A 15,891-nucleotide genomic window follows, 5' to 3' on the forward strand; every position below is an offset into this window, starting at 1 on the left:
AAATTGACCACGAAAGCCGATTGACCAACGGTAACTGCCTCTCTATACTTCGCCGCCATTGAGCCCTGATGGCGGAATTGGTAGACGCGGCGGATTCAAAATCCGTTTTCGCAAGAAGTGGGAGTTCGAGTCTCCCTCGGGGCACCAAGTACATATCTCAAGATGCCGCTCAATGCATCTTGAACCCAAAAAAACCGGCCACTTGAGCCGGTTTTTTTGTGCCTGGCTATTGGCCTTTCTATCCCATCCTCTTCTGTACTCCTGCTTCCCAGCTTGCAAGGCTGAAGCCTGAAACTAGGAACACCGCGACCTGGACGAAATCGGCATGTTCGACGTGCTGAACGACTAGGAACACGCAGCCGCCCTCTCCGACTAACTTACAGCCAGAGTCACAAAGTACTACGGTAACTCTCCTCACCGCCTTTCTGGAGGCGCTGTGTGTGCCAGGAGAAATGCTCAGGTGCTCAGTGATCGTTCGCCGCACGCTGGAGCAAATCATTACCCAAAACCTGCCAACCTCATCCAGCGGTCAGGCCCAACGCGCATCCCTGCGCTTCGGCCTCGCGGCCGCAGCAGGCGAGCTGGCCACAGCCTTTGGTGTCACCGGCTGGCCGGATGGCACCGCCACCACCGCCGCCCGACTTTGCTTGCACGCATGGCTAGCTGAGCGTGGTGGCGCCGGTAACTTCGAGGGTGATGCGACCTTGGCGCGCTTGCGCCAGGTCATCGAACGCTTCGGCGAAAGCCGCTTCACCCGCTGGGAATCGGCGGCGGCCAAGATCGACGAACACGGCCCGCGCACCATCGACCGTCTCGGCTTTCGCAAGACGCTGGAGCACGGCATGGGCGACACCATGCACACCACCAACACCTATTACGTGCTGCCCGAGGCGTGGCGCTCCGAGATCTTCCGGGGCATGAACATCAACGCCGTGAACAAGGAACTGCTGCAACGCGGAGTGCTGGAACCGGCCACCGACGGCAAAGCATCGAGCTTGGTCCGGTTGCCCGGCCTCGGCCCGCAACGCTGCTACATCGTGAAGACGATTCCGGGAACGGATGACCGCGAGGCTCGCGCTGCCTGAGGGCATCTCTGCTGATCGAGGTAGCGCCGGCTTAGTCCCGGCCTCGCCAGCCGTCATTCAACCCAAACCCAATTTGAAGGAACCAGAGAGATGAACGAACTCCAAGCTTCTACCGAACAACATGAACCGCTGGCAAGCGGACTGGGATGCAGCGAGACCATCTTACCTTCACTGCCGAATTCGGATAGCACTCACGCGGCCTGCGAGAAGAAGCAACGGTTGTTCGATGAGATCGACCAACTGACCACCCGCCTTGATAAATACCTGAGGGCGGCTGAAGAGCAATACTTCGAGATGGCACCGTTGGAAGCATTACTGGAGGGCGACGAAGAATTAGACGCGAATCGTCTGCGTGAAGTCCGCAGTGAATACAACACGCTGAAACTCCCACACAACTCCAATAAGCACCATGCCTGGACCTTAGATACTCAGATCACTCGACGCGAGCAACTGCTCAATCACAAAACCTTGATGGCCGGTTACACCGAATCGATGGCGAACTGGAAAGCCGACGAGCAAGAGCTCAACGAAAAACGCGATAGCCTCAGCACCCGTTTGGAGCAGATCCAGCAGCAAGCAGTGGAAGACTTGGCCAAGGCCCGGCAAGCCGAAACCGATGCAGCCACCGCCTACGCACAGTCAGTGGCCTGGGGCGACACTGAGGGCGAAAAGAACGCCAATACAGACGCGCAAAAAGCTGCGAAAAACCTTGCGGCTGCCATCGAGCACAATCGTCGCCAGCATCTAATCATCAACGCGTTGGAGCAGGAGTTGGTCATCGTCGACCAGCACATTGCCGAGGCGCAAAAAGAACACCTTGCCCTCCAGAGAACAGCATTGTTGCTGGCCGAAAAGGTAATGGAAGAGCAGTGGAACAAAATAGCTCACGTACTGATGGATATGGGCGCCAAGCTGTGGGCTGCTCAACGTTTGCTAGGTGGCGATCAGCTCAGCCTTAGAAGGTTGGTGCTGCCTAAAGAAGGTGAAGGCTTCGACACATGGGGCAGTCGTGAACTCGCTGACCGCTCGTACAAGTTCACCGTAGAAGACATCCTCTCGCTGTAACGCACTGAGCCACCTGAAACAGCCTGCGCGCGCGGGCTGTTTATTACTCAATCAGGACGAAGACCATGATCAACCAAATCCGAAGCAGTGCGAGCTGGAGCGACACCTTGAAAGCGCGAAAGGAGCACTTAACCGCTCTGCTAAAAGTTGTCGACATCAAAACTGGAAAGGCCACAACGGTTCAGGCGCTCACCATCAATCTGCTAAAGAAGGAAATAAACTATGTGGAAAGCAAGTTGAAAGGACGATCGAAGATGTAAAAGAAGCCCTTTTATAATTTTGAAATCGGAATAAAGTCACTGATAGCTCAGCCTTTTGGCTGAGCTACCTCCAGAAAAAGTCAACGTGTCTATCGACCACAAAGTCAAAGATCATAACTAAATCAAGTATACTGGAACGCTCCTCTGTTAGTCCTGTCTCCATTATCTTTCCCCTAAGGAATAGCGAGAAACTGAAATTTTTTCGCAGAGCTATATCAGATGAGGCCAAAGACTTCTAACAAAGTCAGACTCTCGACCGGTATTCCACCAAGAAAACATACTTTCAATATAAGGCTTCAGATATCTATTCTGCGCGTCACTCAAGCGTTTGCTATAATCCGTCTTTTCTCTTAGACCTTTCCAGTGTACTCCTGCAAAATTTGATAGTATAAAATCAATTGCCAGCACAACATCCATAGGAGGATGACCAATTCTTGGTGATGGCAATATCAGTATCCCTCCATGATTACCTTCTAACGGCGCTAAATTTTTACCACCATATTGGAAATGGTATAGCGGATGCGCATCCTCTGGCTCTGCATCGCCACCGTCATCCGATACTATATGTTTGTCAAAATGCCACGAAGACAAGTACGTCCCCTCATCATTTGTAACGACAATGCTAAACTCTAACAACTTAATCAAGTCAGTAAGCTCATCCGAGCATTTACCCTGAATCTTGAAATTCATCACAACCTGAAGATACTCACCAACAGAGTTCGGAATAACTTTTTGCGGTGTTTTCACTCTAAATCTAAGATCATCAACTTGATATCCCCAGGACTCAGGCCCGTACGGTTTAGAGCTTCCGCACATACTGGCTGCCTGAGTGATAGGCCCCGTATCAAAGCATACATCGCTTGCATTTCGCTCAAGAACCCCACCCAGTTGTCTGAGTTCAGAAGAAAGCTGCTTTCGATAGGCTTCCGGCTTAATTCTTCTTGTCATTTTTAAGCCTGTCCGTAAGCTGTTTAAACCGCTCCACCTCCAGTGGATCGAGCACCCATTCAGACTTTTTGAGTCTTTCTAGCACCGCATAAGCAGAAACATATTTACTATCCTGCCATGAGTCTTGTTGAGGGCTGAAAACCTTAAAACCATCAACCGGGTCGAGCGCTCTGCCGGTTGCTACACAGATAGTGGAATATCGGACACTATAGTTCTCTGCTATAGGCAACGCCGCTACCAAATTGAGGTCAAATTTTTCGTTAATGAGCGCGACGCGGTCTGACGCAGAATATTTTCTAAGCGAGGCTTTAAACGCCACTAAATCAGCCCACCAGGCGTCGATGCGATGCATCCACCACCGAGGCCACGCCTCATGAAATACGCCAGAGTAGCTAGTATCTTTTATTTTACTTAAAAGGCTTGGCCAACAATCGGCTGAGCGTTCTATATCGACACCTAGGCGCGCAGCAAGCATCCCCTCGCTCACCAATACGCCTTCTGAGCGGATCAAAGTATTGAGGACTTTTCCAGCGATCTCATATACCACTTTTCCTTTCAGAAACGAGATGAGTCGTGGATCCAGGTAGTCTCTATCCCCCTCGACCAAACCAGCTACTTCCTCCAGGGTAAATGCCGCTCCTCGTTCAAATAACTGCGTCAACTCGCAATAGCCAGCTGCAAGCCAAAACAGCTCCAATGCAATGCTCTCACCCAAGACATGTTGACCGTCGTCCTTGGCATAAACAGCGTCAAAAAGATCGTGAGAAGAGCTATCAGGAGCATAAGAATGAACGATATTATCATTCATCGACCAAAGAACTATTGGGAAGCTAGGTAACAAGCCTTCCGCCATGCGCGTACGAAGTTCTTGCGCAAGTGTAGGGCCGCGATAATAAACCTTACTACCGTTCTCAAGATCTGCATCTTGATCCAGTCTCAAATCAACAAGCAGACCAAAACACTGTCCCGCGGCGGCTAATTCATGTATACGTTCGAATTGAGACTCAAATTCTTGCGGGTGCATCCGAGCAAAATCCAAGCCTTCTTTACAACTAGACAACTTATTTAAAAGAGGCTGAATAAAATCCTCTGGCTGATCATCGATACACAAATACTTAACGAAGCTCATCGGGAATCTCCTCATCCGTGGCGCGTGGAAACTCAATGCGAATACAAGTCGAATAACCTTTAGGTGGCTCAGAGATAAATATTTCCCCACCCGCACTTTCAACTATATCTCGTATTATCTTAAGACCCAACCCAGAACCGGTAATATGAACTTCATCATCGGCTAGCGCGTCCGCAGGGGTGCTAGTGGTAAAAAAGGCGTCAAAAACCTTTTCTCTGTTCTCCTCAGCAATGCCATCCCCATTATCCATAAACTCGATAAAGATCCTGGCATCATCAACTTCTCCCGCTGAGATACGGATATCTCCCAATACCCGAGCTCGATTGATGGCTTTAAGTGAGTTCGTGAACAAGTTAAAGAATATTGATGCCCATTCGGACTTATGACTCGGTCTAACGAACAAGTCGTAGCCGGAAACATCAACCTTCAAAGAAACGAACTGCCGCTTAAGCGCAGATGATACCACTTGCTCGAAATCACCCAACAGATCCCGTACTTCATGTACGCTTAGATTTCTTTGGGAGTTCTGAGTAACCGCCTTATCGAAATAGCGCATATAAGCCTGCAAAGACTCTATATTGGCCTGCAACGTTTTTAACTTATCGGCACTAGGATTTCCCTGAGTAATTGTGAATATACCTGCAGACAATGCAGATAATACATGCCTGGTCTCATGGGTAAATTCGCCGATAGTTAATCCGAGACTTGCGAGCACACGCAGCATACCAATTTCTTCCAATAGATCCTTGGTATCTTTTTTTAGAAGAATAATCTCATCAAAAATCTCGGAGGCTTCCTCTTCAATCTTTGCTTGTTCAGCAGCAGGGCGCTGTACCGCACTATCACGGTTGCTGACTTTTTCAAAAAACGTTGATAATTTACTTGTAATATCTTCCGCACGCTGCGACGGAGTCTTTTTTGGTGAAGGATCAGTCGCGAAAGCCTTTTTCCCGCGAGCATGCGCGATTTTAATTATTCCGTGCATAAGCGACTTGTAAATAAAGTCTTGCAGCTGAGAAAACGCCTGATTCTCAATCAGACCTTCACGACTAGCCGTTTCTTCGAAGTTATCGCCATTTGGATCGGTTAGCTGAACAAAGCCAATAAAATTCGAGTTTGCATGTGGCGGCAGTAATTGCCTAAGAGCAGATGAGCGCTGCAACCCAAGCCAATCATCTTGTGCTTCCCCGTATGGAAGCACACGAAAACCATTACGATAAATTTTAATGCCACTATTTTTACGCAGAACGTTTCTTACAATATTTCTTGAGCCCGGGGGCAAATCATTTTCAATAAAATAGTGAGCTTGAAAGCTGACACCAGCCAGCAGCGAATAATCTGCTATGTCTGCATCGAAAACAGTTTTCACTCTTGCATCAGATTGGAAATTTTCAGGACCACCGTTGTAATTGAACCTCTTCGAATCAATCGAGAAATAGGGAACGCCATTTTCGTCGACATATCCAGATATCAATGCATGGGCATTATCGAGGATATTTTGTTGTTCGCTGGCAATTAGCTCTTGCACGCCATCGAATTCTTCATAAAACTCGACCCTAAATCCAGGATCACCGTCCTTTTTGTTTGGAGCGAATCGAAGTGGCGTAGGCTGCAAAAGCTCCGATATAAAACGGTAAGCGCGCTGGATTTGCGCGTTACTCCACGAGTCTTTCAAATTACTAATCCTGAGACTAGTACCAACATCTGCTAACGGGACAGAGGTAATTTGATTTGACACTAAAATCAAATCTCCTACTTCTTCGAATTTATTCCAATCGATATCAATGCATATCCCGGCTACGTCTTCTTCCCGCCTAGTAGTTAACTGCAGGCGCATTCCTAAACGTTGCGCCGAAAACCGCCCTATTCCTTTTCGCCCTGCTCGTTGTCGCTTATACTTAGACGACCGCGGGTTCTCGCTTTTATCTCTTGTAGAAATACGCATAAAACCGTTGATAAGTTCATCACGACTCATACCCAACCCATCATCCACAATGATGAGCTCGCCACCTGCTCTGTAAGTATGCTTAAAGATAGCTTTTACGTAGTTAGCATCTGCATCATAAGCATTCTTTATCAGTTCAGCGACAGCCGTTTCTTGTTTAGAGACAAGCTCATGACCTAGCCTTGAAATATGACTTGCATCTATTGAGAACCGCACATTTTGTGTATCGTATTTTGAAATCTGATTTGCGAGACTCAATATTCTATTGTAATCAACCTCACTATCATTTAAAGCTGACGCCAGGCTTGCTTTTAAACTAATTATATCCATCAAATAGTTCCCTCTACTGTAGACTCAACTCCACATTGCCTTTCCGATGATCTCGGGCAACCTGCAAAGCAAGATCTAATGATTTAATCTCACGCTGATAATCCTCACCGATCATAATTGCCAATGCTTCATCGGCGATCTTCCGAGCGGCACCCTCATCCGGCGGATTCTTCGACAGCTCTCGATGAGCGTTCTTAAAAGCAGACTTCACCAAACTTGCATCTATAGTTTCTGGATATAAAATCTTAAGCTGCAGAGCGTCTTTAGGCTCCAGCTTTAAAGCGCCAGAACCGCAAGGTCGGCCAATGATTTCAGCATGAACCTGTGTGAAAGTTGAAAGCATGGAAAGAGCAACAAGCTTTGACGTCACAACGTCTACTTTCGATTTGAAAAACATTCTATGGACAGAATTAGTGCAGTTCACCCTAGCATCATTCAGAACTAGTCTCGGACCATTATGAGTCAAGAATGTAAAAAAACCATCAGGAATCTTATGATCATCCGGTTGGTGCCAGATGCTTCTCTTGGTATAAGTCGCCAACTCTCGCTTTTCAAGAGGATAGCGATTTAAATACAGCAAGACATCAGTAGAAAGATTTTCCTTCTCAGTATTAAGAAGAAGACAGCGTAGATCGGAGTTAACAAGCGATTGCACCTGCGCCTTTGTTAGATTCAACCCCGTAATCCCTCTAATTTTAGGCACCACGAATTTTAGAAAATCTTCAGAAACACCCAGCTCGCGCCAATCACTTAACGATTTAATGAAAAACTTAGTATCACCGGTAACAATCCCAATGCTAACTTTAGCCAGACTTCCAAGCACTATGTTTGGAATGCGAAGCGACAAATCAAAAAACTTCTTTGTAGCACTTCGCTCGACAAATGAACCAAGACCTACATTATCAAAATCGTAAAAAACAGACTTGTCTATCTCCCAGCTAGAAAACAGCTCTGGCAAGCATGAGAGCGTTGGAGCGTGAGCAAACTTCAGCATACCGTTACAAAGAGCATCCTCTTTAAACCCATCTGCTAATAAAATCACTGTTCGTTCTTCTGCACCTTCAGAAATGAAAATTCTTTCAGCTAAAGAAACTATTAAGCAATTAGAAAAATTACTTTTGAGAATAGCGTGCACTTTTTTAGAGTAGTCCGCGGAGAGAAAGCTGCCTGGCAAAACGAATGCCAAACGCCCACCCTCTTTGAGAAAGCTCAAAGAGTGAATAAAAAAATATACCCACAAACTCGATCTCGCATCTATCTCGAACCCATAGATGCTTTTCCATGTTTCTAAGGCCTTACGCTGGTCAGGTCCAATTTGGGAGTTCCCAATGTAGGGAGGATTGCCGATGACGACGTCTGCCTTACCCTCACAAAATGAGGCGTGCTCCAAAAGCAGAAAATCTTTTTCCAGGAAATTATTTTCACATCCAACAATTTCAAGTGACTCTAATTTCAAAAACGCATTTTTATCTATGTCACAACCATACACATTCTTCAGCGGACTATTAGATCCCAACATAAGAAATCTAGAGGAGATTTCCTCTAAGAATGTGCAGCCTCCGAAACTCGGCTCTAATACAACTTGATTTTTATCTCGAATGGCCCAGCTGCACAACAACTTACTGAGAAAACTTGGCGTATAAAAAGCGCCGAGGCTTCGCCTCCGCTCTTCGCGCTTCAAAGTTTGTATTTCTTCAAACTGAAGATTTTCTTCGACAAGCACGGATATTCACCAAAAAAATAAAATGCGCGCGATGTTAACATTTTCCGTGCAGCAAGTAAACACCTTGCGAGTTTTAGGTTATTCCAAAAACTTAACATCATTCGAACTTAATTCCAAGCCTTAAACGCGCTGTGTTAGAAGCACTTCATAGAGCACAAAGTTATCTAGGCTATTAGTTATTTTGGGGTCGTCTAATTTGAAGAAGAATCTAATACATCATCTAGTCAGTCACTTTGTCGCTATATCATTGCTGAGTACTCCTAAATAGGTACACGCGCCTCTTGCAGATAGCAGACTGGAGCTATTCGTGGCTACAAGACTCTCGCCAACAGATACCCGAACAAAACTAATCACTATCAGCTACCCATGAATACGCAGGCGTGGTCAAGAAATTGAACGCTCTAATTTAGTGATCGTAGGTATAGCCGCCTCAGACTTCAAATTAACTTCCCCGAAGCGTTACACCAGCAGGCGTAGTAACACCTCTCACTTATAACGCTCAAAGGCGGTGTAACCGTTGAAAAACCTAGCAAATACAGTTAGTTAGGGAGCTTCGTTACACACGTAACATGGGTAACACATCTTTTGGATAGAACCTGACTTACCCCGCTCCCCAGAGGCACCAATCCCTCCAGCGAGCATCAAGATCATGTTCCAACGCATGCCGGGGCCCCTGAGCATTTCCGCAGAACACGGGTCGGAAACCCGCCGGACTTTGTTAGCGGGCAGGTGCGCAGCTTAGTGAACTGGTGAACCGGATGAACCCACAGTTCACCAGTGCAATTGCACAAGGTGTTGAGAGGTAGCCGGGGACCCTGAGCATTTCTGAATGGCACGGGGCATAAAACCCGCGTGATTTTGGCAGTGGCTGATTTTTGTACATTAGTTGACAGGTTGACTTGGTTGACGGCCCAAGGTGTCCATAATCATCAACACAAAAGGCCATCGTTACCGCTGCGGTAACGATGGCCTTTTTCAGCAGAATTCTTTCGATTTCAATGGCTGAAATTTCAGTAACTTTGAAATCCTCCCACTAACACAGTCCTGCGGGTTTCCGACCCCGTGTGGGACGAAAAGCGCCAGGGGCCCCGGCGCTTTTCCGCTCAGAAAACGGTAACTCATCAAGGATCTGACCTATGGAGCTAAGCTGCGGGGGGACCTCATAATAAGTGATCAAACAGTACTGCAGACCGCGCTATGATCGCCCCAGCAATGAAGCTAGACGGAATAAGGAAGGTGCGATTTGAGAGATACATCAACAGACAAAAACTTGGTAGATCATCCTAGCTTGGTTGTTCTTTTCCCCCACATGCACAGCTACTACGAAAAAGGTCTAACCAATCATCTTGAAGGCAAAGATCGCTTTCAGGTTTCAGCCATTGAGACCTACGCCACCGGAGTCTTTTCACGGGTCGATGAGCTTGATACCGCGCTGGTCTCCTTGCGCTTAGCGTGCAGATTTGTAACTGAGCTTGGTTCCGAGCCAAGTCCGAGCCCAGCTATCTATCGTTACCACTACGAAAACTTCGTGCTTCGTGTAATAGGCCTGGTGGATCGGGCACATCGACTGGTGGGGGCTTCTCTGCTCCTGCCCTCAGAGAAATATGAGGCGATGGGAGGAAATAGCTTTGTTCAGAAAGCCACAAAAACAAAGCATCCTAAATTGTTTAGTGCTTTGGGCGCGGTAGCGGACGCCGTGAATAGCTACCGTGGACCTAGAAATGAGCTGATCCACTCAAGTGCGTACTCTAGTCGTGAGCTGGGCATATTCGTGGGGATAGAGCAGTTCAACGTGGATACCGGTTCGGTAGACGTGAACGAGCTTAAACGTGAGTACTCGTCGGCAGGAGCTGCCGAAATCGAGCGAACGATTCGACAGCTGATGGCAACCCTAACCGCGTTACTAGACGAGTTAGGTCCGGCCTTTTCCATCGCGCATAAGTTCAACGCATCACAAACGAATTGATACAGGCGGCGCTTACCGTTAACTTCTATACCAATGCTCTTCTAGAATTGAGCAGCGTGTATCCCCATGTGTATCCCAGCATGTAGAATCTCGCTACAAGACACAGTTTATATGGAACGCTCGAGTCTCCCTCAGGCACCAAGTACATATCTCAAGATGCCGCTCAATGCATCTTGAACTCAAAAAAACCGGCCACTTGAGCCGGTTTTTTTGTGCCTGTTCGAACCCTCACTCGCTCTGAATCGGCCCCTTGGTTCCGGCATCGGTATCCATCCACACATCTTCATTCTTCAGGCGTCGATCACCTTGAATGGTGAACAGCAGCGTGCCCTGACGAAATTGCAGGGCGCCGTCCGTGCGTTTGGCTTTGACCTCTTTGCCGTTCACCCACACATGCTCTTTGGCATCGATACGAATGGTGGCGACTGTCGCGCCAGCAGCGCTTTTGGCCGTCCACTGTCCGGCGTAGGGGGTCTGTTCCTTGGCGCTGTCAGCAGCGGCGGGTGTGTAAGGGTCGGCAAATCCGGCCTTGGCGTTTTCCGCCTTGCTCTTGTGGATGTCGCATCCCTGAAGCTCGGTCATTTGGGTACAGCCCGATTGCTCAAGCTGCTGGCGATACTTTTCATTGATGGCATGGGCCGGGGACTGGACAAACAGCAAAGCCATCAGTGCCGGCCAAACGAACTTGTTCATTGTGTGCTCTCTTCTGATCAAATCTCTGTGCTTAACAATAGTCCGGCTGCAAACACCTGTTAGGCAAAATCGGTCTGGCAAGGCTTGTACTCAAGCCGTCCCTCGTCAGTAAACAATTTCACTGCGGATGGCCTGTATCACGATGTTCGACAGCCGTTCGGTCAGCGGGTCCGGGGTTGCCTCGCGGCGATGCAACGTGAGGGCTATCGAGGGCAAGGCTGGCAAGCCGCGGTCGCCGGCCTGCAGCAGCTCGGTGCCTGGCTGCAGGCCCAGGGCCGTGCGAATGGTGTAGCCCAGGCCGGCTTCGGTCGCCGCGGATAGGCCATTGAGGCTGGAGCTGGTGAACGACAGCAACCAGGGAATCCCTTCGCGATTGAGCGCTTCGGTGGCCATCGAATGAAAGGGACAAGGCGCGTCGAACGCGATAATCGGCAACGGTGTGCCGGACTCGGCGCGCCAGTCGAGGTACTGGTGCGATGAGCCGATCCACTGCATGGGCAGGTCCGCCACCACTTCCTGATACCCGGTGGTCCGCTCTGCCCCCCAGGCCACGGCGAGATCCAGGGAGCCGTTTTCGATGCGGCTGAGCAGATCGCCATTGCGCGCGATGCGGGCTTCGACCCGAACATCGGGATGGGCCCTGGCGAAGCGGCCCAGCACCGTGGGCAGGAAGCTGCCCAGGTCTTCCTGAAGCCCCAGACGCACCCAGCCTTTGAGCTTGAGCTCGGACACCGCGGTGATGGTTTCATCGTTGAGGCTTAAAAGCCGCCGGGAGTAATTCAGTAGCACTTCCCCGGTGTCCGTGAGTGCCAGCCTGCGACCGGCCTTCTTGAACAAGGGCGAACCCGCCTGGGCTTCGAGTTTCTTCAACTGGGCGCTGATGGCCGATGTCGAACGAGCGAGCTTTTGCGCCGCCTTGGCAAAACTGCCCAATTCGACCCCTGTGACGAAACTGCGCATGACATCCAAATCGAAATTTACTGGTCTCATGACAATCCTGTTTTTTGGGACTAACACGCAAAATTATTTGATATTCGAGACGATACTCCCATGAGAGTCTTTTGACCCACAACTATTTAACTAGTGGGATTCTTATGCCTGTAGATAACGGTCACCGTTGGAAAGTGCTCGGCGTCGGCGTTGCGGCCAACGCCAGCTTTTCCAGTGTGGTGGGTGGACTGCCCGCTACAGCGGTCTATATGCGCGCCACCTATCAGCTGGACAACGCGGAGCTGGGGCTGGTCCTGGGGGTGCTCGGACTGGGCATCGCCATCAGCGAAATTCCCTGGGGGCTGCTCACCGATCGCTGGGGGGATCGTCCGGTTCTGCTGACCGGGCTTTTGACCTCCGGCATCGCCTTGCTGATCCTGGCCATGCTGGCCTTTTATGCCCCAACGGTGGTCCTGCTGGCGGCGGGGCTGTTCACCGTGGGCCTGCTGGGCAGCAGCGTCAACGGCGCCAGCGGCCGGGCCATCATGGCCTGGTTCAAGGAAGGCGAGCGCGGGCTGGCCATGAGCATCCGGCAAACCGCTGTACCCGGGGGCTACGCCTTGGGCGCGGTGGTGTTGCCCTACCTGGCTCATACCTACGGTTTTATCGAAGTATTCACGGCATCGGCGCTGTTCTGCCTGGTGGCCGCCCTATTTGCCTGGTTATGGCTGTATGAGCCGGACTTCTCCAGCAGCGCGGCAAAAAAACAGAGCCTGGAGAGCAGCAACAGCCCCTTGAAAGACCCGAGAATCTGGCGAATCGTCCTGGCCATCGGCCTGCTCTGCGCCCCGCAATTTGCCATTCTCACTTATGCGGCGGTGTTCTTTCATGACTTCGGCAACATCAACATCACCCTGGTTTCCGCGACTCTGGCGGTGATCCAGATTGGCGCGATCGTCAGCAGGATCTGGAGCGGACGCTGGACCGACAAAAACAAGAACCGCCGCAGCTACCTCAAAGCCTGCGCCTGGTTGAGCACCCTGACCTTCCTGGCCTTGAGCGGGACGGTATCGGCCGCCAGCTTCTATGGCATCAGCCAAACCCCACTGGCCAGCGCCGTGATCATCGGTGTGATGGTCGTCGCCGGGATCAGCGTGTCCGCCTGGCACGGTGTTGCCTACACCGAACTGGCCACACTGGCCGGCGCCAGTCGCGCCGGTACCGCCCTGGCCATGGGCAATACCTGCGTGTTTGTGGTGCTGTTCGCGACCCCCATCGCGGCCTCCGCCCTGATGACTCATTTTTCCTGGAGCCTGGTGTGGTTGGCAGCCGCCTTCTGCGCCCTGTTGACCGTACCGCTGTTTCCTCGTGTTGAAAAAAACTACGCGCTGGAACTTGGCTCGGCTTGAAGTTGCTGTTCATAAAAGTTTCACAACTATAACGCGTGCCATACAACTTTAAGAACGGCACGCGTCGCGCACTGACTTATATACGCCAACTGCCTAACCATTCGATTAACTAGTCCGATCTTATTCCATGGAGGAAACCAATGATCCCGCTATTTATTTTTGAAGCCGGTGAAAAGTCGCAACTACTGAGTCTTCTTGAACAAGTCCAGCTATCGCCCTACAAGAACTACAGCGACTTCTCAGAAGAAATAAAAGAGCTGCACTCCCAGGTTCCACAGCGTTTTGTAAAGGCCTGCCAACTCATCAGCGATGAACGCGCTCGCCATCAGCAGAAGATCCACGTGATTCGCAACTGCCCCATGGACCAAGTCATCCCCGAGTTGGACCCGGACGATCCAGTCAGTGACAAACACCTGAAAAAGAACAAGTTCATCAGCGAAGCCTTTCTCGAACTGTTCGCCCAACTGACAGGCACTCCGCTGCTGTCCTACGAAACCAGAAACCAGGGTGACTTCTTTACCGATGTCATCGCGATCAAGAAATACAGCGGACAACTCACCGGCTTCAGCGACAGCGAACTGGTGTTTCACAATGACCGCACCGCCCATAAAGTCCGGGCCGACTACATCACCTTGCTGGGCATGCGCTGCCCCGATGATGACCTGATCTACACCGGCTACATCGACGGCGCGGACATCGTGAACAACCTGGAACCCAAGCACATCGCCTACTTGCGTGAACCACACTTCTATACGGTTTTCGATGTCTTCTCACGGGACATGAACAAACAACTGAGCACCTCCGAGAAACACCCGATCCTGAGTAACCTTCACTCCATTCGCTTCCTCGACACCATGACCTGCGTGGCTGAAGAGGCACCGCTCGAAGCGCGGGATGCCTTCATTGCTTTCAAAAGTGCAATGACCCGCTCTCAATGCAAGCGCCACCGCATTCTCACCGGCGACCTGCTGACGTTCGCCAATCAGGATGGCCTGCATAACCGGGAAAAGATCGACATCCTCAATCCTGAGAGTGCCGCTGCGCGCTGGCTGTTGAAGACCTATGCCTTCAAAGACTCCCGCACTGCCGAAAGTTACGAAGCGTACTGGGCCAATAACCGGGCCGGCTGCGTCATCGACTAAGTTCACCGCTAAAACAATAACTTCATTATCAGCATGACCAGTCAGGGTGATTTAAATGCGCCTACACGCATTCTCCAAACGGGTTGAAAACCTTGAGCTTTCGGAAACTTACGCCATTTTGGATATGGTGCGCAGCCTGCGTGAGCAGGGGGAAGATATCGTCGATCTCGGCGGTGGTGAACCTGACTTCAGGACGCCCAATCATGTCGTAGATGCTGCCGTTGAAGCACTGTCAGACGGTGACACTCATTACACACCCAGCCGTGGCACCAAGGCACTGCTGGACGCCGTAGCCCATAAATACAAGACCGAACATGGGCTCGATCTGGCCGCCGACAAGAACATCATTGTCACGCCATCGGCAAAGCACGCGCTGTTCATCACATTGATGACCTTGCTGGACCAGGGCGATGAAATCATCATCCCAACCCCCAGCTGGGTGAGCTACAAGGCCATGGCGGCCATGGCCGGCGCCACCGTCAAGGCCGTGCCGCTGGACGGCAAAAACGGCTTCATGCTCGAAGCCGACGCCCTGGAACAGGCGATCACGCCACGCACCAAAGCCATTCTGATCAACAACCCCAACAACCCCACCGGCCGCGTGCTGACCCGCGAAGAGGTCACCGGGGTGGTCCAGGTAGCGTTGAAACACGGGCTGTACATCATTTCCGATGAGATCTACGAAAAGGTCATCTACGGCCAGGCCCGCCATATCAGCATCGCCAGCATCGAAGGCGCCCAGGACATCACCGTTACCATCAGCGGCTTTTCCAAAGCCTACGCGATGACCGGATGGCGCCTGGGGTACGTCGTCAGCTGCGAGCGCATTTCCAATGAGCTGCTCAAAGTCCATCAGCACACCGTCGGCTGTGCGGGCTCCTTCATTCAACGCGGCGGCGTCGCGGCCCTCAAAGGTTGCCAACACCGGATAGCCGACATGGTGACCTCCTATCAAAAGCGCCGCGACCGGCTGATTGAAGGCCTTCAGAGCATTGCCGGCATCCAGTGCGTAGCCCCCGAGGGCGCACTGTATCTGTTTGCCTCCATCGCCGACCTGGGCTTTGAAAACTCCCTGGCGTTTACCCGCTGGCTGCTCAGCACCGCGAAAGTCGCCGTCACCCCAGGCACGGCCTTTGGTGAGGGGGGCGAAGGCTATATCCGACTGTCCTTTGCCGGTAGCGATGAAGCCATAGACGAAGCCATCAGGCGCTTTCATCAAGCCTTCAAATAATTGCCCGCCCCTCTAGAACCGTCATCACATACAAA

General features: G+C 50.8%; 12 protein-coding genes, 1 tRNA gene and 1 pseudogene. 8 read left to right on the forward strand and 6 right to left on the reverse strand.

Annotated elements, in window-relative coordinates; translation table 11 throughout:
- Positions 1 to 62: 62 nt before the first annotated feature.
- The 4 genes and pseudogenes from PFZ56_RS29755 to PFZ56_RS29770 all read left to right on the forward strand — a co-directional run bounded on the left by PFZ56_RS29755 (position 63) and on the right by PFZ56_RS29770 (position 2,410).
- Positions 63 to 147 (forward strand) — tRNA-Leu (locus tag PFZ56_RS29755).
- 172 nt (positions 148 to 319) lie between these two features.
- Positions 320 to 1,085: pseudogene (locus PFZ56_RS29760) on the forward strand (DNA/RNA helicase, superfamily II protein); the annotation flags it as partial.
- Between the two features lie 90 nt (positions 1,086 to 1,175).
- Complete coding sequence (locus PFZ56_RS29765; RefSeq protein WP_262379279.1) at positions 1,176 to 2,150, forward strand: chromosome segregation protein SMC; 975 nt, start codon at positions 1,176 to 1,178, stop codon at positions 2,148 to 2,150.
- A 65-nt stretch (positions 2,151 to 2,215) separates the two neighbouring features.
- A complete protein-coding gene (locus PFZ56_RS29770; RefSeq protein ID WP_170001451.1) occupies positions 2,216 to 2,410 on the forward strand; it encodes a hypothetical protein in 195 nt (64 codons plus the stop codon).
- 210 nt (positions 2,411 to 2,620) lie between these two features.
- Here the strand turns inward: PFZ56_RS29770 and PFZ56_RS29775 are convergent, their stop codons facing one another.
- The 4 genes from PFZ56_RS29775 to PFZ56_RS29790 are packed head-to-tail and all read right to left on the reverse strand — an operon-like array spanning position 2,621 to position 8,485.
- On the reverse strand, positions 2,621 to 3,358 hold the full coding sequence (locus tag PFZ56_RS29775; RefSeq protein ID WP_170001452.1) for a hypothetical protein: 738 nt from the start codon (positions 3,356 to 3,358) through the stop codon (positions 2,621 to 2,623).
- On the reverse strand, positions 3,342 to 4,487 hold the full coding sequence (locus PFZ56_RS29780; protein ID WP_170001453.1) for a hypothetical protein: 1,146 nt from the start codon (positions 4,485 to 4,487) through the stop codon (positions 3,342 to 3,344). Before PFZ56_RS29780 ends, PFZ56_RS29775 begins: the two co-directional genes overlap by 17 nt.
- Positions 4,474 to 6,762: a sensor histidine kinase gene (locus PFZ56_RS29785; protein WP_170001454.1), complete on the reverse strand. Its 2,289-nt coding sequence runs from the start codon at positions 6,760 to 6,762 to the stop codon at positions 4,474 to 4,476. Before PFZ56_RS29785 ends, PFZ56_RS29780 begins: the two co-directional genes overlap by 14 nt.
- A 13-nt stretch (positions 6,763 to 6,775) precedes the next feature.
- Positions 6,776 to 8,485 (reverse strand): Eco57I restriction-modification methylase domain-containing protein, encoded by a 1,710-nt coding sequence (locus tag PFZ56_RS29790; protein ID WP_170001455.1) that lies wholly within the window; start codon positions 8,483 to 8,485, stop codon positions 6,776 to 6,778.
- 1,243 nt (positions 8,486 to 9,728) lie between these two features.
- On the opposite strand from PFZ56_RS29790, the gene PFZ56_RS29795 reads away from it, so the two are divergent.
- Positions 9,729 to 10,451 (forward strand): Cthe_2314 family HEPN domain-containing protein, encoded by a 723-nt coding sequence (locus tag PFZ56_RS29795; RefSeq protein WP_170001456.1) that lies wholly within the window; start codon positions 9,729 to 9,731, stop codon positions 10,449 to 10,451.
- Positions 10,452 to 10,679: 228 nt separating this feature from the next.
- On the opposite strand, the gene PFZ56_RS29800 is transcribed toward PFZ56_RS29795, so the two are convergent.
- A complete protein-coding gene (locus tag PFZ56_RS29800; protein ID WP_170001457.1) occupies positions 10,680 to 11,144 on the reverse strand; it encodes a hypothetical protein in 465 nt (154 codons plus the stop codon).
- Positions 11,145 to 11,249: 105 nt separating this feature from the next.
- A complete protein-coding gene (locus PFZ56_RS29805) occupies positions 11,250 to 12,134 on the reverse strand; it encodes a LysR substrate-binding domain-containing protein (protein ID WP_102860386.1) in 885 nt (294 codons plus the stop codon).
- Between the two features lie 104 nt (positions 12,135 to 12,238).
- Between PFZ56_RS29805 and PFZ56_RS29810 the strand changes: the two genes are divergently transcribed.
- The 3 genes from PFZ56_RS29810 (at position 12,239) to PFZ56_RS29820 (ending at position 15,856) form a co-directional block, all read left to right on the forward strand.
- On the forward strand, positions 12,239 to 13,483 hold the full coding sequence (locus PFZ56_RS29810; RefSeq protein WP_102880824.1) for an MFS transporter: 1,245 nt from the start codon (positions 12,239 to 12,241) through the stop codon (positions 13,481 to 13,483).
- 140 nt (positions 13,484 to 13,623) lie between these two features.
- Positions 13,624 to 14,625, forward strand: coding sequence for a taurine catabolism dioxygenase TauD (locus tag PFZ56_RS29815; protein ID WP_262379280.1), 1,002 nt, complete (start codon positions 13,624 to 13,626; stop codon positions 14,623 to 14,625).
- Between the two features lie 55 nt (positions 14,626 to 14,680).
- The gene (locus tag PFZ56_RS29820; RefSeq protein WP_102880825.1) at positions 14,681 to 15,856 is read left to right on the forward strand and encodes a pyridoxal phosphate-dependent aminotransferase; all 1,176 of its coding nucleotides are present in this window, start codon (positions 14,681 to 14,683) and stop codon (positions 15,854 to 15,856) included.
- The last annotated feature ends 35 nt before the right edge of the window (positions 15,857 to 15,891 follow it).

Origin of the sequence: Pseudomonas danubii (assembly GCF_042980055.1) — a bacterium.
Lineage (GTDB): Bacteria > Pseudomonadota > Gammaproteobacteria > Pseudomonadales > Pseudomonadaceae > Aquipseudomonas > Aquipseudomonas danubii.